This is a genomic window from Pseudomonas sp. DSP3-2-3, assembly GCF_049898225.1.
Taxonomy (GTDB): domain Bacteria; phylum Pseudomonadota; class Gammaproteobacteria; order Pseudomonadales; family Pseudomonadaceae; genus Aquipseudomonas.
This window is the reverse complement of the sequence record NZ_JAFCXH010000005.1, coordinates 80,413-94,191: the sequence shown is the minus strand read 5'-3', so window position 1 is coordinate 94,191 and position 13,779 is coordinate 80,413. Positions and strand designations below refer to the sequence as shown.

13 protein-coding genes are annotated in these 13,779 nt (G+C 60.3%); 2 read left to right on the top strand and 11 right to left on the bottom strand.

The features are described from left to right. Window positions 1-289: 289 nt before the first annotated feature. Complete coding sequence (locus tag ACP7E4_RS07800; RefSeq protein ID WP_426115170.1) at window positions 290-724, bottom strand: GNAT family N-acetyltransferase; 435 nt, start codon at window positions 722-724, stop codon at window positions 290-292. A gap of 431 nt (window positions 725-1,155) precedes the next feature. Between ACP7E4_RS07800 and pcaD the strand changes: the two genes are divergently transcribed. Then, window positions 1,156-1,944 carry a 3-oxoadipate enol-lactonase gene (gene pcaD, locus ACP7E4_RS07795; RefSeq protein WP_426115172.1) on the top strand — a complete coding sequence of 263 codons (789 nt, stop codon included), beginning with the start codon at window positions 1,156-1,158 and terminating at the stop codon, window positions 1,942-1,944. A 9-nt stretch (window positions 1,945-1,953) separates the two neighbouring features. Here pcaD and ACP7E4_RS07790 read toward each other — a convergent pair whose 3' ends face one another. From ACP7E4_RS07790 to ACP7E4_RS07750, 9 genes are all read right to left on the bottom strand, one after another. Further along, window positions 1,954-4,530, bottom strand: a complete 2,577-nt coding sequence (locus tag ACP7E4_RS07790) for a bifunctional diguanylate cyclase/phosphodiesterase (protein WP_426115174.1) — start codon at window positions 4,528-4,530, stop codon at window positions 1,954-1,956. A 123-nt stretch (window positions 4,531-4,653) separates the two neighbouring features. Further along, complete coding sequence (locus ACP7E4_RS07785) at window positions 4,654-5,415, bottom strand: 1,6-dihydroxycyclohexa-2,4-diene-1-carboxylate dehydrogenase (RefSeq protein WP_426115176.1); 762 nt, start codon at window positions 5,413-5,415, stop codon at window positions 4,654-4,656. 10 nt (window positions 5,416-5,425) lie between these two features. Beyond that, a complete protein-coding gene (gene benC / locus ACP7E4_RS07780; protein ID WP_426115178.1) occupies window positions 5,426-6,448 on the bottom strand; it encodes a benzoate 1,2-dioxygenase electron transfer component BenC in 1,023 nt (340 codons plus the stop codon). Between the two features lie 10 nt (window positions 6,449-6,458). Then, on the bottom strand, window positions 6,459-6,947 hold the full coding sequence (gene benB, locus ACP7E4_RS07775) for a benzoate 1,2-dioxygenase small subunit (protein WP_426115180.1): 489 nt from the start codon (window positions 6,945-6,947) through the stop codon (window positions 6,459-6,461). After that, on the bottom strand, window positions 6,944-8,320 hold the full coding sequence (locus ACP7E4_RS07770; protein WP_426115182.1) for a Rieske 2Fe-2S domain-containing protein: 1,377 nt from the start codon (window positions 8,318-8,320) through the stop codon (window positions 6,944-6,946). Before ACP7E4_RS07770 ends, benB begins: the two co-directional genes overlap by 4 nt. 106 nt (window positions 8,321-8,426) lie before the next feature. Beyond that, window positions 8,427-9,374 (bottom strand): AraC family transcriptional regulator, encoded by a 948-nt coding sequence (locus ACP7E4_RS07765; RefSeq protein ID WP_426115184.1) that lies wholly within the window; start codon window positions 9,372-9,374, stop codon window positions 8,427-8,429. A 92-nt stretch (window positions 9,375-9,466) separates the two neighbouring features. Further along, window positions 9,467-10,372 carry a catechol 1,2-dioxygenase gene (gene catA, locus ACP7E4_RS07760; RefSeq protein WP_426115186.1) on the bottom strand — a complete coding sequence of 302 codons (906 nt, stop codon included), beginning with the start codon at window positions 10,370-10,372 and terminating at the stop codon, window positions 9,467-9,469. A gap of 51 nt (window positions 10,373-10,423) precedes the next feature. Further along, window positions 10,424-10,714 carry a muconolactone Delta-isomerase gene (catC, locus tag ACP7E4_RS07755; RefSeq protein WP_426115188.1) on the bottom strand — a complete coding sequence of 97 codons (291 nt, stop codon included), beginning with the start codon at window positions 10,712-10,714 and terminating at the stop codon, window positions 10,424-10,426. A gap of 75 nt (window positions 10,715-10,789) precedes the next feature. Further along, window positions 10,790-11,911 (bottom strand): muconate cycloisomerase family protein, encoded by a 1,122-nt coding sequence (locus tag ACP7E4_RS07750; protein WP_426115190.1) that lies wholly within the window; start codon window positions 11,909-11,911, stop codon window positions 10,790-10,792. Window positions 11,912-12,013: 102 nt separating this feature from the next. Between ACP7E4_RS07750 and ACP7E4_RS07745 the strand changes: the two genes are divergently transcribed. Beyond that, complete coding sequence (locus ACP7E4_RS07745) at window positions 12,014-12,880, top strand: LysR family transcriptional regulator (protein WP_426115192.1); 867 nt, start codon at window positions 12,014-12,016, stop codon at window positions 12,878-12,880. 14 nt (window positions 12,881-12,894) lie between these two features. Here the strand turns inward: ACP7E4_RS07745 and ACP7E4_RS07740 are convergent, their stop codons facing one another. Next, window positions 12,895-13,776: an NAD(P)-dependent oxidoreductase gene (locus ACP7E4_RS07740; protein ID WP_426115194.1), complete on the bottom strand. Its 882-nt coding sequence runs from the start codon at window positions 13,774-13,776 to the stop codon at window positions 12,895-12,897. Window positions 13,777-13,779 lie beyond the last annotated feature (3 nt).

Genomic DNA, 13,779 nt, shown 5'->3' with positions numbered 1-13,779 from the left:
AGAATCAATGGCACGGGACCAGCTGCTGGTTTTTCTACCGTTGTGTCCACACGAATTCTTGATATCGGCAATCAGCTTGCCTACGGGGGCGGTCCACGGCGGCAGAGCAGGCGCCTGGCTCATGCCTCTCTCCTGCTATCAGGTCAACCGCTGGCCTGCGCCAACGGTAGATCAAGCCTAGTCGCCTCCTGTGAAGGTTTCTAATAGACGCAGCGTTAATAGGTGATAGTCATACTCTGTCAGCTGCCCGCGCGTTCAGGCTACGAGAGAAGGTGTTGAAAACGTCGTATCAAGCGTTGCCATGCCCCGACCGGGTAAACGAATACCGGTCAATGTCGGTTCGAAGCTGCCAGCCCTGGCCTTGCCAATACTGCGCGGCGGCTGCATTGGTCTTGAACACATCAAGGTGACATTTAAGGATGCCCTGCGCTTCAAGACTGGAAAGACAATGCTGGACCAGCGACGTGGCGATGCCTTGCCGGCGATATTCGTCAAGCACCACCAAATGTTGCAGATAACCCCGGCGACCGTCATGTCCGCACATCACGCACGCGGCGAGCGCGCCCGCAACTTCGGCAACGAAACTCATTTCGGGATTGCGCAGCAAGTAACGAGCAGTCGCCTCGCGAGAGTCGGCATCACGTAACGAGATGCCTGGAGTCTTGCTCATGAGCTCGATGACCGCATCGTAGTCGGCCAGGGTCATGACGCGGATAGTGAACATTGGAATTAGCCCGGTTGATGAATTTGGGGTTCAGCAGATTAACACTCGCTGGAGCGTGGCTCGCATGGTTGAACTTGAAGTCACCCGATGTTCCATGTGACGGAACAATCCATGGTCAGGCCATTTCCTGTGGGAGAGGACTTGCCCTCGATGGCGGTAATTTCAGCACTGCAAGTGGGTCAGTGATCAGGGTCGTCTGGGCTGGCTATCGAGGACAAGTCCTCTCCCACAAAAGCTCTTCCGTCACAGTCGGGCATTCCCACCATGGAATCTCCAACGTTGGTCTCGAATCCGACAATCAACTCATTCTCCAATACCTGCCCGGTATCAAGCCAGACCCATCGGATATTGGACCCGTGACCAGACGGGATGCGATCTTGAGTCGGATAAACCATGTATTGCTCGCATCGTAGCGAGTCCAAGGAACCTCAATGCCGACAATTTCTCTGCCTGATGGCGATCTCTACTACCAGCTGGACGGGCCCCAATCTGCACCGGTCTTACTGCTCTCCAATTCCCTCGGCACCCACTTGGGCATGTGGGACGCGCAAATTCCGGCGCTAACCGAGCATTTGCGGGTGTTGCGTTATGACACGCGCGGGCATGGCCAGTCATTGGTCAGCGCTGGCCCTTACACCATCGAGCAAAATGGCCGGGACGTGCTCGCGTTGCTGGACGCGCTGGGCATCCGGCAGGCAGATTTTTGCGGTTTGTCGATGGGTGGCCTGATCGGCCAGTGGCTGATGCTCAATGCCCCGCAGCGGCTCAGACGCGTGGTGCTGTGCAACACCGCCGCGAAAATCGCCAGCCCTGAGGTGTGGAATCCGCGCATTGAAGCGGTACTGCGCGACGGCCGCCCGGCGATGCTGGCCCTGCGTGACGCAACCATTTCCCGCTGGTTCACGCCCCGCTTCGCCGAGACGCAGCCTGGGCAAGTCAACCGCCTGGTCGAGATGCTCGCCAACACTTCGCCCGCAGGCTATGCGGCCAACTGCGCAGCGGTGCGTGACGCCGACTTTCGCGAGCAGATTGCGACGGTACGCTTGCCGGTGCTGGTGGTCAGCGGCGACCAGGACCCGGTGACTACCGTGGCAGACGGAAATTTCATGGTGAACGCAATCAAAGGCGCTAAAGGGGTGGTATTAAATGCAGCACACCTGTCGAATGTGGAAGCGGGTCAAGCCTTTACCGCCGGGGTTCTGGATTTCCTCCTGAGTTAATGCTGTCGGTCATGTGCCCTCAATCTCTAATGTTCCCAGGAGCGCATTGAAGGATTGAACGTCCATTGGCCGGTTCAGGAAATAACCCTGGCCCTCATCGCAGCAAACGGCTTTGAGCAGTTCAAGATGCTCCGCCGTTTCGATGCCTTCGGCCGTTACCGTCAGGGACAATGCACGTCCCAGACCGACGATGGCCCGGACAATGGACTGGTCATCCGCGCTTTCGCTCAGGCGATTGAGGAAGCTGCGGTCGATTTTCAGGCCATCGAACGGGAACGAGCGCAGGTAGCTCAGCGAGGAATAGCCCGTGCCGAAATCATCCATGGACAGCCGAACGCCAAGCCGTTTAAGGGCATGCATGAGCTCAAGCGCACCTGCGGCGTCGTCGAGCATGACGCTTTCAGTAACTTCGAGTTCGACCCGCGACGGATCGATCCCGGTGTCGGCGAGCGCCTGCTGAATCCGCTCGACCAGGTTGCCGCGCTGGAACTCTGTCGGCGACAGGTTTACGGACACGAACAGTCCTGCGGGCCAGTCGGACGCGCATTGGCAAGCGGTATTCAGCACCCAGTTGCTCAACGGCAGAATCAGCCCGGTTTCCTCGGCGATGGGGATAAATGTGTCTGGCGGTATCAGGCCGCGCTGCGGATGTTGCCAGCGCACCAGCGCTTCGGCACCCACCATCCGGCCGTCCGCGATGCGGTAGCGCGGCTGGAAATGCAGGCGAAGTTCGCCGTTTTTGATGGCAAAGCGCAGATCGTTTTCCAGTCGCCGACGTTCGATGATCCGGGCGTTCATGTCATCGGCGAAAAAGCGCCAGGTGTTGCGGCCGCCGGCCTTCGCCTCGTACAAGGCCATATCGGCGTAGCGCAGCAGTTCGGCTGCCAGGGAAGCATCGTTGGGGGCCATGGCGATGCCAATGCTGGCGCTGATGAAAATATCCTGCTCATCGATGTCTATCGGCTGCTCGATGGAATCGATCAACCGACGGCACAAGGCTTCGACGCCTTCCTGGGAGCTGATATCGGTGAGGATCAGTACGAACTCGTCACCGCCGATCCGCGCTACGAGGTCGCCGCTGCGCAGGCACTCCGCCAGACGCCGCGAAACTTCGTTGAGCACCCGATCACCGGCAGCGTGGCCCAGCAGGTCGTTGACCGGCTTGAAGCGGTCAAGGTCCAGACTGAGCATTACCAGCGGCTGGTCGGGGGTCGGCATCGCCTTGAGCTTCCCGTCAAGAAACTCCTGCAGCCGTATCCTGTTCGGCAATCCGGTCAGCGCATCATGCTGCGACAGGAACTCGATGCGCCGCCGCGCTTCAACTTCCTCGGTGACATCTGTCGCAGTGCCACGAAAACCATTGCCTGGCAGTTCACGCGCAGACAAACGGGTGATTCTTGCATCGCCTCTTACATCCACATAATTGCACTGGAAGCTGATGCAGGGCCGACGATTGGGAATGCTCAGGCACTGCGATAAAGCGCCGAGTTCGGTGCGCAGCAAATCGTCGATGGTTGCGCCAATCCAGGTTTCTCTGGACAGGCCGGTGACGATTTCAAAACGTTCGGACAGGTAGGTGAAACGCCAGTCGGCATCGATTTCCCATATCCAGTCAGAGCTGGCTTCAACCACATCACGAAAACGCGCTTCACTGGTCGCCAATGCTTGCTGACTGGTTTGCAGAGAGGCAAAGCTTGAATCAAGGGCTCGTGCGGCAACCGTCGTACGCCGCAAAATGGCCCAGGTCATCAGCCAGACCAACAACGCGGCGAATCCGATCACAGGCAGCACAAGCCCCAGCAGTTGCTGGCCCGGCTTGGGCGGTTGCCAATGCAATGCACCTGCGGCACCGTTTTCACCCAAGGGCAGTATTGAGGTCTCATGGACTTCATCGGAGGTTGAGATGTGCAGCCCTTCGACCCCGTAGTCCTTGCCTATCGCTGCAAGCCGGGAGCTGTCGAGCATTTCCACGAAAATCAACACCGATGGCAGTCCGTCGTCCGGCACCGCGGTCGGATCAGTACCCGGCGTAATCGCTGCCGCCGCAACCACAGCCGGAATGCCGCGCACATTGACGAGGGTCGTTATCGGCGTTTCATTCTCTGCTCCGGCACGGGCCCGATCGAGAATCGCGTCGATGGGTTGTGCCAGCCACTGCGCGAAGTCCACGTTCTGCAGCGTGCCATTGATGACCGAGTATGCGGTTCGATTGGCAGCATCGACTACAAACAAGCCTTGAAAGCCGAAATCCTCGTAAAGAGTTGGACCTACGTTCTGCCGCACGAACGCCCAATCGGTATCCAGCTCGGTATGCAAGTGCTTGTAGGCATCGCCCCAAAAGGCGTAATCCTTGACGGTCAGGCGCAGGGATTTTTCCAGCGATTGCACAGCCTTCCGGGTGTAGAAGGCACTTTCAACTTCTTCGATGTCGTCGAGATTGGCCGCAACGTAGACGAGCAGACCGCTGGCCAGCAGAATCACCCCCGCCAACAACCCGGCAAACTTGAACAACGAACCCCGCGCCAGCGCTACGCTGGAGCGGTTCGGCACCGGATGGACAGCCATTTGCGGGTCGGATTTTGGCATGTAATTCCAGGCGGCTTGACGTGAAACAAAGACTCGATACCGCTGTATCGGCTGACTTTGCTTATCAATGAGCCTGGGCAGATGGCCGGTTTTTCAGTACCGGCAAACGCCTGTCGTCCAATGTCAGCCCAGATCGCCGCCGCCCACTGGAAGGGTTACCCCGGTGATATACGAGGCCTCGTCGGAAGCCAGAAACAGAATGGCTGCCGCCTGTTCGTCGATGGTGCCGTAGCGCTTCATCAAGCTGCTGTTGAGCGTCTGATCGACGATTTGCCGGTACCACACGCTTTCCTGCTCGCTCTGCGGCTGAGCGTTGCGCGGGATGCGCCGAGGCGGGGCTTCGGTGCCGCCAGGCGCGGTTGCATTGACCCGCACGCCGCTGCCGGCGGTTTCCAGCGCCAGGCACGCGGTCAGCGCGTTGACGCCACCCTTCGCCGCACCATAGGGAACCCGATTGACGCTGCGCGTGGCGATGGATGACACATTGACGATGGCACCGCTGCCCTGCTCAAGCATGTACGGCAATACGGTATGGCAACACCACAACGTCGGGAACAGCGAACGGCGCACTTCGGCTTCGATCTCGTCCTCTGCGTAGTGCTCGAACGGCTTGGCCCAGATCGTCCCGCCGACGTTATTGACCAGAATGTCGATGCGGCCAAAACGTTTTTTCGCGGCAGCCATGACGTTGGCGCATTCAGCATGGCGTTCCAGATCTGCCGTCAGGGTCAGCGCGCGATCGTGCTGCAACTCATGCACCAGCTCCGAGCGGTCCACCGCCACCAGCCAGGCGCCCTCCTCCAGCAAACGCTCGGCGACGCGCAGACCGATGCCCTGGGCCGCGCCGGTGACCAGCGCGACCTTATTGTTGAAACGTGGGTTCATGTTGTTTTCCTCAGGCAGCGTCGCCGGTCACAATCGCGTTGGGCGTGAACTTCTCGTAATGGAAGCTGGCCGGGGTCACGCCAGCCGCCGTGAAGTGCTTGCGCACCGCATCGACCATCGGCGGCGGGCCGCACAGGTAGACATCGACATCTCCGTCGTTGAGCATGTGCGGCGCCATGTGCTGAGTGACATAACCCTGCTGCGCATGGCCGGTCTGCGGGTCGGCCACACAAGTGACAAAACTGAAGTTGCTCAGGCGCGCAGCGAACGCTTGCAGGGCCTGGACCATGACCAGATCCTGATCCCGGGTCACCCCGTAGATCAGCCTTATCTGGCGGGTTTCATTGCGTTCGGCGAGCACTTCAAGCATCGACAGGAACGGCGCCAACCCGGTACCACCGGCCAGCAACAACAAGGGCCGGGTGACCGCACGCAGATAGAAGCTACCCAACGGGCCGGTCATGGCAACCGTGTCGCCGACCTGCGCCCGCTCCAGCCAGCCGCTCATCAAGCCGCCTGGCACCTGTTTGATCAGGAAGCTCGCACGGCGCTCCCCGGGTTTGCTGCTGAACGAATACGAGCGCGTCTGGTTGCTGCCGGGCACGCCAATATTGACGTACTGACCGGGCAAAAATACCGGCACCTGATCCAGATCGAAGCTGACTTCCAGTGCAGCATCGGCGTGCGTAGTGAGGCTGGCCACAGAGGCGGCGAACTGCGCGGTGCCGGTCTTGCAGGTGCTGGACGGGACGGGCACGGCGATGACGCAATCCGATTGCGGCACCATCTGGCAAGTCAGCACTTGCCGCTGCTCGACTTCGTCCTCGCTCAAGGCGTCTTCGATGTAGTCGTCACCCAATTCATAGTCGCCGGCTTCACAGCGACATTTGCAGGTCCCGCACACACCGTCCGAGCAGTCCATGGGCAAGTTGATGCGCTGGCGGAAGGCGGCATCCAGCACCTTTTCGCCGATCTTGCAGTCGATGAAACGGGTCACCCCGTCCTCAAAGTTCAAGGCTATGGAGTACGTCATGAGCGTGCCCTCAGATGTGGTAGATATCGATGACCTGATGGATGTAGTCGTTCTTGAGCACCACTTTCTTGCGCGTGATCAGCGGCTGTTCGGGCCGCACATCGAGGCGATAGAACGAGGTGCCGAAGTACGTATCCGTGGTCTTGTAGCGATGGCTGAGGGTTTGCCAGTTGAAACGCAACTCGACAGTGGCGCCGTCATCGGCCAGCACCTCCAGGTTCGCCACGAAATGCGCGGTGCGCGGTTCGGGCATGCTGGCACTGGAGCGTTCGGTCTTGATCCGGAACACGCGATCTTCAAGGCCGTCACGACTCGGGTAGTAAATCAGCGAAATCTCGCGTTGCGGATCTTCGGTCAGGCTGTCCTGGTCATCCCAGGCCGGCATCCAGAACTCCACGTTTGGCGAGTAGCATTCCAGCCACTGGTCCCACTGCCGGTCATCGAGCAGGCGGGCCTCGCGGTACAGGAAATCCAGCAGACGATCACGGGAAATGCTCACGAGCGCACCTCCTTGTCCGTGGCGATCAAGCCTTGCTGCTCGATTTCGATCGCCTTTTGCAGGGTCGCGGCCCAATGCGCATGCTGGCGCACGAACAAGCCTTCGTCTTCGGTCTTCACGCCGCTGAGTTGCGGGTTGATGCCCATCTCCCGGGCATTTTCGTCCGCGCCGTCGATCCACTGCGTGGCACCGCGACTCAGGTCATTCCACAGATTCGTGGTGCCCTGATAACCGGTCTGGCAGGCACGAAATTCTTCCAGGTCGTCCGGCGTACCCATGCCGCTGACGTTGAAGAAATCTTCGTATTGACGAATCCGCGTCGCACGTTCCTGGGCACTTTCGCCCTTGGGCGCCATGCAATAAATCGTGACTTCGGTCTTGTCCACCGAGAGGGGTCGCACTACACGAATCTGCGTCGAGAACTGGTCCATCAGGTAGACATTGGGATACAGACAGAGATTGCGGGTCTGGTCGACGATGAAGTCGGCACGCGCCTGCCCCAGACGTTCGGCCAGCGCCTCGCGATGGGCATGCACCGGACGCACTTCGGGGTTGAGCAAACGGGTCCAGAGCAGAATATGCCCATGCTCGAAGGCGTAAACACCGCCCAGGCTTTTCGACCAGCCATTGGCGTCTACGGTGCGCGTGCCTTCGGCTTCGTAATTGCGGCGGCCCATGGTTGCCGAGTAATTCCAGTGCACCGAGCTGACGTGATAACCGTCGGCGCCGTTCTCGATTTGCAGCTTCCAGTTGCCGTCATACACGTAGGACGAACTGCCGCGCAGCACTTCCAGGCCTTCCGGCGCCTGATCGACCATCTGGTCGATGATGACCCGGGTTTCGCCCAGGTAATCGCTGAGCTCAGGCACGTCAGCGCTGAGACTGCCGAACAGGAAGCCACGGTAGCTTTCGAAACGGGCCAGGCGTTGCAGATCGTGGGAGCCGTCGCAGTCGAAACTGTCCGGGTAGGCGCCGGTCTTGGCGTCCTTCACTTTGAGCAGTTTGCCGGCGTTGCTGAAGGTCCAGCCGTGAAACGGGCAGGTGAATGAACCTTTGTTACCTTGTTTGCGGCGGCAAAGCATGGCACCGCGATGGGCGCAGGCATTGACCAGGCCGTGCAGCACGCCTTGTTTGTCGCGGGTGACGACAACCGGCTGGCGGCCGATGTAGGTGGTGAAGTAGTCGTTGATGTGCGACACCTGGCTTTCGTGAGCCAGGTAGACCCAGCCACTTTCGAAGATGTGTTTCATCTCCAGGGCGAATAATTCGGTGTCGATGAAGATGTCGCGGCGGCAACGGAAGATCCCGGTAGCGGGGTCATCCTGAACGGATTCGCTGAGTTGACGGGCGAGTCGGTCGAGCGTGCTGATCATGGGGAAGGCCCTCGGTTGTTCTTGTATCAGGCACCTTCACCATATGTCCTTGCTTGCCCCCTCAATATCCAGTGGCTGCGGATCGCTATCCGCCCGGTGCGAATTTTCAGCGCTGCCGCCGCCAGGTTTGCGAGGGTAACTCACCGAACCGCGTGCGATAGGCGCTGGAGAACCTGCCCAGATGCAGAAAACCATGATCCAGCGCGACCTCGGTGACGCTGCGCGCCGTTGCCAGTTGTAGCACCGCGTGGACCCGCTCCAGCCTGCGCTGGCGCACAAACTCACGGGGCGCCAACCCGACCTGACGCTCGAACAAGGTGTACAGCGTGCGTTCGCTGACCCGGGCCACCGCCATCAATTGCTCGATGCTGATGTCTTCGGTCAAGTGCTCCTCGATGAATTGCCGCACCACTTCAAAGCCGCCATTTCCCTCAGGTTTGGGGATGACCCGCAACACGTTGCTGCTCACCAGCTCCAGCAGTTTGTTGGCAACGATGCGCTCATACAGCCCTTGCACTTCGGCGCCTGCGGCATTTTCGGCTTCCTGGCAGATCAATCCCAACAGCTGCACAAAGCCGCCCATGGTCTTCAGGTGCTGGCGCGCGGCAGCAAAACGGATGCCCTGTTGCGGCAGCGTCCAGTGCTGCTCAAGGCAGGCGTTTTCGATCAGGCGCACCGGCAGCTTGACGATGAATTTTTCGCAGTCGGCGGAATAGGTCAGGTCCACCGGATCATCGGGATTGATCAGCAGGATCTCGCCCGGCCGATAGATCTGCTCTTCACCCCGCTCACTGGAGCGGCAATGCCCGTGCAGAAGAATCTGCAAGTGATAAATCGTTTCCAGCGCTGGCGAGGTCACCCGTACCGGCGCGCCATAACTGATGCGGCACAGGTCAAGACTGGAAAAGGTCCGATGGCTGATGCTCGCCTGAGGTCGGCCTTTGGGCAGTAAACGAATGCGGTGACTGCCCACATGCTGATTGACGTATTCCGACACGGCGTAGGCATCGGCGTGGTCGTAGATCTGGCTGCGTTCGCTTAATAACTGATTCATGGCTGGCTTCTCTTGTTTTTATCAGGCTGGCGTACGACGAACGCTCCCGCAGGCGGCGAACTGCCGGCGAGAGCGTTTTGAACACCAAAGCTTCAGGCTTCCAGCGCCCTCACCCGACCCTGCCGCTGTTCATCATGGGTTTGAGCTGCGGGCTGCAATTCAAAATCGAAGTCGATGTCAGCGTGCCTGCCGTTGGCATCGTCGCTGAAACGGATCTCGGCGATCAGCTCATCGCGGGTGGCGTAGGCAAAATCGTCGTGCAGGTATTGATCGCCGGCGAGATTGATCTGTGTCGTCAGGTGGCGATGGCCGGGGGCCGAGATAAAGAAGTGGATATGCGCGGGCCGCTGGCCATGACGGCCCAGCTGGTCGAGCAAGTGTTGCGTCGGACCATCCGGCGGGCAGCCATAACCCGAAGGCACGATGCTCTGGAATTCATAACGACCCTGAGCATCGGTCTGAATGCGGCGACGCAGGTTGAATTCCGATTGCGCAGGATCGAAGTACGAATAGGTGCCGCCGGTATTGGCGTGCCAGACATCGACGATGGCGTTGGCCAACGGCGCGCCATCGGTGCCGCGCACCTGGCCACGCATGAACAACACGGTGCCCGCGTCCTGACCGTCATCCAGCCGCGCCTTGTGCTCGCACAGTGGCGCACCCGCGACATACAGCGGACCCTCAATGGTGCGCGGCGTGCCGCCGACATGGCCGGCCTGCGCGTCTTCGGCGTCCATCAGCAAATCGAGGTAGTGCTCAAGGCCGAGACCGGCCACCAGCAATCCGGCTTCCTGGCGGCTGCCCAGCTCATTGAGATAGTTGACGGCTTTCCAGAATTCTTCCGGCGTGATCTGCAGGTCTTCGATGATTTTGACGGTGTCGTTCAGCACCCGATGCACCACAGTCTTCATGCGCTGGCTGCCTGCCGGTTGGTCGAAACCGGCAGCGCCTTCGAGAAACTGCTGAACCTGTGCGGTTTGGGAAATACGAATAGTCATGGCGGTGGTCCTCATCATTGTTCTTGTGATGGAGCGGTGGCTGAAACGAACTCAGCGATCGTCGGCATGAATCGAAGACGGATGCCGACACAGCGCCATGACTTCGATTTCCATGTACGGATAAAGCGGCAGTTGCATCAGCGTGTCGTGCAGCGCCTGGGCGTCCGCCACGTCGAATACGCTGACGTTGGCATAGAGCCCGGCGAGGCGCCAAAGGTGACGCCAGGTACCCTCTTGTTGCAGACGCTGGGCGAGTTGCTTTTCATCGGCCTTGAGCCGGGCGGACTGCTCGGCCGGCATGTCGACGGGGAGTTTAACGGTCATGCGTACGTGAAAAAGCATGGCGTGGGTGTCCTCTTGTATGGGTCAGATTTCTTTTGCACAGTTGCTGCAGAGTTGCTGTAGAGCCGTCGCGAATCAGTGGCGGGCAAAGCGCGCCAGGCGTTCGTCGTCCAGTTCCAGCCCTAGGCCCGGCGTGCGCGGAATCAGCAGCTGGAAATCCCGGTAGACCGGTGGCTCGACCAGAATGTCCTCGGTCAGCAACAGCGGCCCGAACAGTTCGGTGTGCCACTCAAGCTTGTCCAGCGTGGCAAAGGCATGAGCGGCGGCCAGGGTGCCGACGCTGCCTTCGAGCATGGTGCCGCCGTACAGGCCGATGCCCGCCGCCTGGGCGATGGCCGCCGTGCGCAAGACCGCCAGCGGGCCACCGGTCTTGGCGATCTTCAGGGCAAAAATCGACGCAGCGCCCATTTGCGCCAGGGCAAAGCTGTCCTGTACCGACTCAATGGCTTCATCGGCCATCAACGGAATCGGGCTGTGGGCGCTCAACCGCACCATCCCGGCGCGATCATGCCGCGACAGTGGTTGCTCGATCAGCTCCACGCCCGCATCGGCCAATAACCGGCAAGCGCGCACGGCGACGGCTTCGCTCCATGCCTGATTGATATCGACGCGCACACTGGCGCGATCACCCAACGCGCGCTTGATCGCTGCGACGTGAGCAATGTCACGAGCCGGTTCGCCCGCACCGATCTTCAGTTTGAAGTGGCGGTGGCGGCGAATATCGAGCATCCGTTCGGCCTCCTCGATATCCCGGCTGGTATCGCCACTGGCGAGGGTCCAGGCGACCTCGACCCCGTCGCGCACTCGCCCGCCGAGCACTTCGGCTACCGGCAGGCCAAGGCGTTTGCCGAGTGCGTCGAGCAGCGCTGTTTCCACCGCCGAGCGGGCGAAAGTATTGCCACGAATGGCGTGATCGACCCTTTGCATCGCGGCGTTCAGGTTGCTGGCGTCCTGCCCGATGAGCAACGGCGCGAACCATGTGTCGAGATTGACCTTGATGCTTTCCGGGCTTTCCCCGGCGTAGGCCAGGCCACCGATGGTGGTGGCTTCGCCGATGCCGACGATGCCGTCGCTGCACTGGATGCGCAGGATGACCAGCGTCTGGCCATGCATGGTGTGCATCGCCAGTTTGTGCGGGCGGATAGTGGGCAAGTCGACGATCTGGGTATCGAAGCGTTCGATGGTAATGGCAGTCATGGGCGTGTCCATCTACGTTTTATTTGTCTTACGCAGAGATTGACGCTGGAGAACAACACCGTCCAATATTGAATAGGTCTCGCTTAATACCCTGGAGGTATCGTGGAGCTTCGTCATTTACGCTATTTCAGGGTGCTGGCCCAGACCCTTAATTTCACCCGCGCCGCTGAACAACTGAACATCGCCCAGCCGCCCCTGAGTAGACAGATCCAGCAACTGGAAGACGAGTTGGGCGTGGCGCTGCTGGAGCGTTCAAGACCGCTACGGCTGACCGACGCAGGCCGCTTCTTTCACGAGCATTCCAGCCAGTTACTGGAGCAGCTGGCGCGCATCAGCGACGATACCCGACGAGTGGCAGCGGGCGAGAAACGCTGGCTGGGCATCGGCTTTGCGCCTTCGACGTTGTATGGCGCCTTGCCGGATCTGATACGCCGCCTGCGCGCCCTGGGCGACATCGAGCTGGGTTTGTCCGAGCTGATCACCTTGCAGCAACTCGAAGCTCTGAAAAGCGGACGCATCGACGTCGGCTTCGGACGGCTGCTGTTTGATGATCCGGCGATCACCCAGCAGATTCTTCGGGAGGATCCGTTGGTCGCAGCGCTGCCCGCCGGGCATCCGTTGCTGGCGGGCCCGGCGACCCTCAAGCAACTGGCGGCGGAGCCTTTTGTGCTGTACCCAGGCAGCCCAAGGCCGAGTTACGCCGACCATGTGCTGGGGATATTTGCCGGACAAGGCTTGCGCATCCGTGTCGCGCAAACCGTCAACGAGATGCAGACCGCTATCGGCCTGGTCGCGGCAGGTATCGGCATCACCCTGGTGCCCGCCTCGGTACAGCGTCTGCACCGCGACGACATTGGCTACACGCCGCTGCTGGACAGCAGCGCAACGTCGCCCATCGTGGTCAGTTATCGCGCTGGCGACGTCTCGCCCGTGCTCCAGCAATGTCTGGAATTGCTGAGCAAGAAATAACGGACGCGGGGCGATCAGTCTTGCGACCAGCCTTCAACGGTGCGCACCAGTTCGGTCAGGTCGCGTTCCCCGCCATCCTGTTGCGCGGCAACATTCCACAACTGTCGCGCCGAATTGCCCAGCCACATCGGCACGCCCAGCGCCTGACACTCCTCGATGGCCAGGCCGATGTCCTTGCACACGCTGGAAATCGGGAAGCCGAAATCGAAGGTGCCGGGCAGGACGTGTTTGGGAAACTTGTCCAGCGTCGCGCCATTCTTGCCGCTGCCGGCATTGATCACGTCCATCATCACTTGCGGGTCGAGCCCGCCCTTGACGCCAGCCACGAACGCCTCCGAGGTAATCGCAAACGCAGTGGTCGAGAGCATGTTGTTGAGCAGCTTCAGCAACTGGCCTTGACCGGGTTGTTCACCGACGATGAAGACTTTGCCGAACACGTCGAACAACTCGCGTACCTGAGCGACGGCTTCAGGCTTGCCGGCGACCATCATTGCCAGGGTGCCTTTGCTCGCACCCGCCGCACCGCCGCTGATGGGCGCATCGACGGTTTCAATGTCGTGCTTGAGCAAACCGGCCGCAACTTCCTGTTCGGCCCGCGAGCCTACGGTGGAAAGGTCGACCAGAATGCGCACCGCCTTGCCTTCGACGATGCCGTCCGGCCCTAACGCCACGGCACTGAAAATCGCCGGACTGGGCAGGCTGGTGAAGACGATCCTGGCGCTGTCGGCCACTTCCCGGGCGCTGTCGGCAACCCGCGCGCCGAGTCCGGAAAGCTCGGCCAGGGCTGCCGGGTCCTTGTCGAAGATCACCAGTGAATGGCCTTTTTCCAGCAGACGCCGAGCCATGGGCCGCCCCATGATGCCGACACCAATGAAACCCAGTGGTTGGTCTGTCATATC

Coding starts and splice junctions, on each gene's coding strand:
- catA (WP_426115186.1), bottom strand. CDS start 10,372: ATGACTATTCGTATTTCCCAAACCGCACAGGTTCAGCAGTTTCTCGAA.
- ACP7E4_RS07750 (WP_426115190.1), bottom strand. CDS start 11,911: ATGACTGCCATTACCATCGAACGCTTCGATACCCAGATCGTCGACTTG.
- ACP7E4_RS07740 (WP_426115194.1), bottom strand. CDS start 13,776: ATGACAGACCAACCACTGGGTTTCATTGGTGTCGGCATCATGGGGCGG.
- pcaD (WP_426115172.1), top strand. CDS start 1,156: ATGCCGACAATTTCTCTGCCTGATGGCGATCTCTACTACCAGCTGGAC.
- ACP7E4_RS07765 (WP_426115184.1), bottom strand. CDS start 9,374: ATGAATCAGTTATTAAGCGAACGCAGCCAGATCTACGACCACGCCGAT.
- ACP7E4_RS07800 (WP_426115170.1), bottom strand. CDS start 724: ATGTTCACTATCCGCGTCATGACCCTGGCCGACTACGATGCGGTCATC.
- catC (WP_426115188.1), bottom strand. CDS start 10,714: ATGCTTTTTCACGTACGCATGACCGTTAAACTCCCCGTCGACATGCCG.
- ACP7E4_RS07770 (WP_426115182.1), bottom strand. CDS start 8,320: ATGATCAGCACGCTCGACCGACTCGCCCGTCAACTCAGCGAATCCGTT.
- ACP7E4_RS07790 (WP_426115174.1), bottom strand. CDS start 4,530: ATGCCAAAATCCGACCCGCAAATGGCTGTCCATCCGGTGCCGAACCGC.
- benC (WP_426115178.1), bottom strand. CDS start 6,448: ATGACGTACTCCATAGCCTTGAACTTTGAGGACGGGGTGACCCGTTTC.
- ACP7E4_RS07785 (WP_426115176.1), bottom strand. CDS start 5,415: ATGAACCCACGTTTCAACAATAAGGTCGCGCTGGTCACCGGCGCGGCC.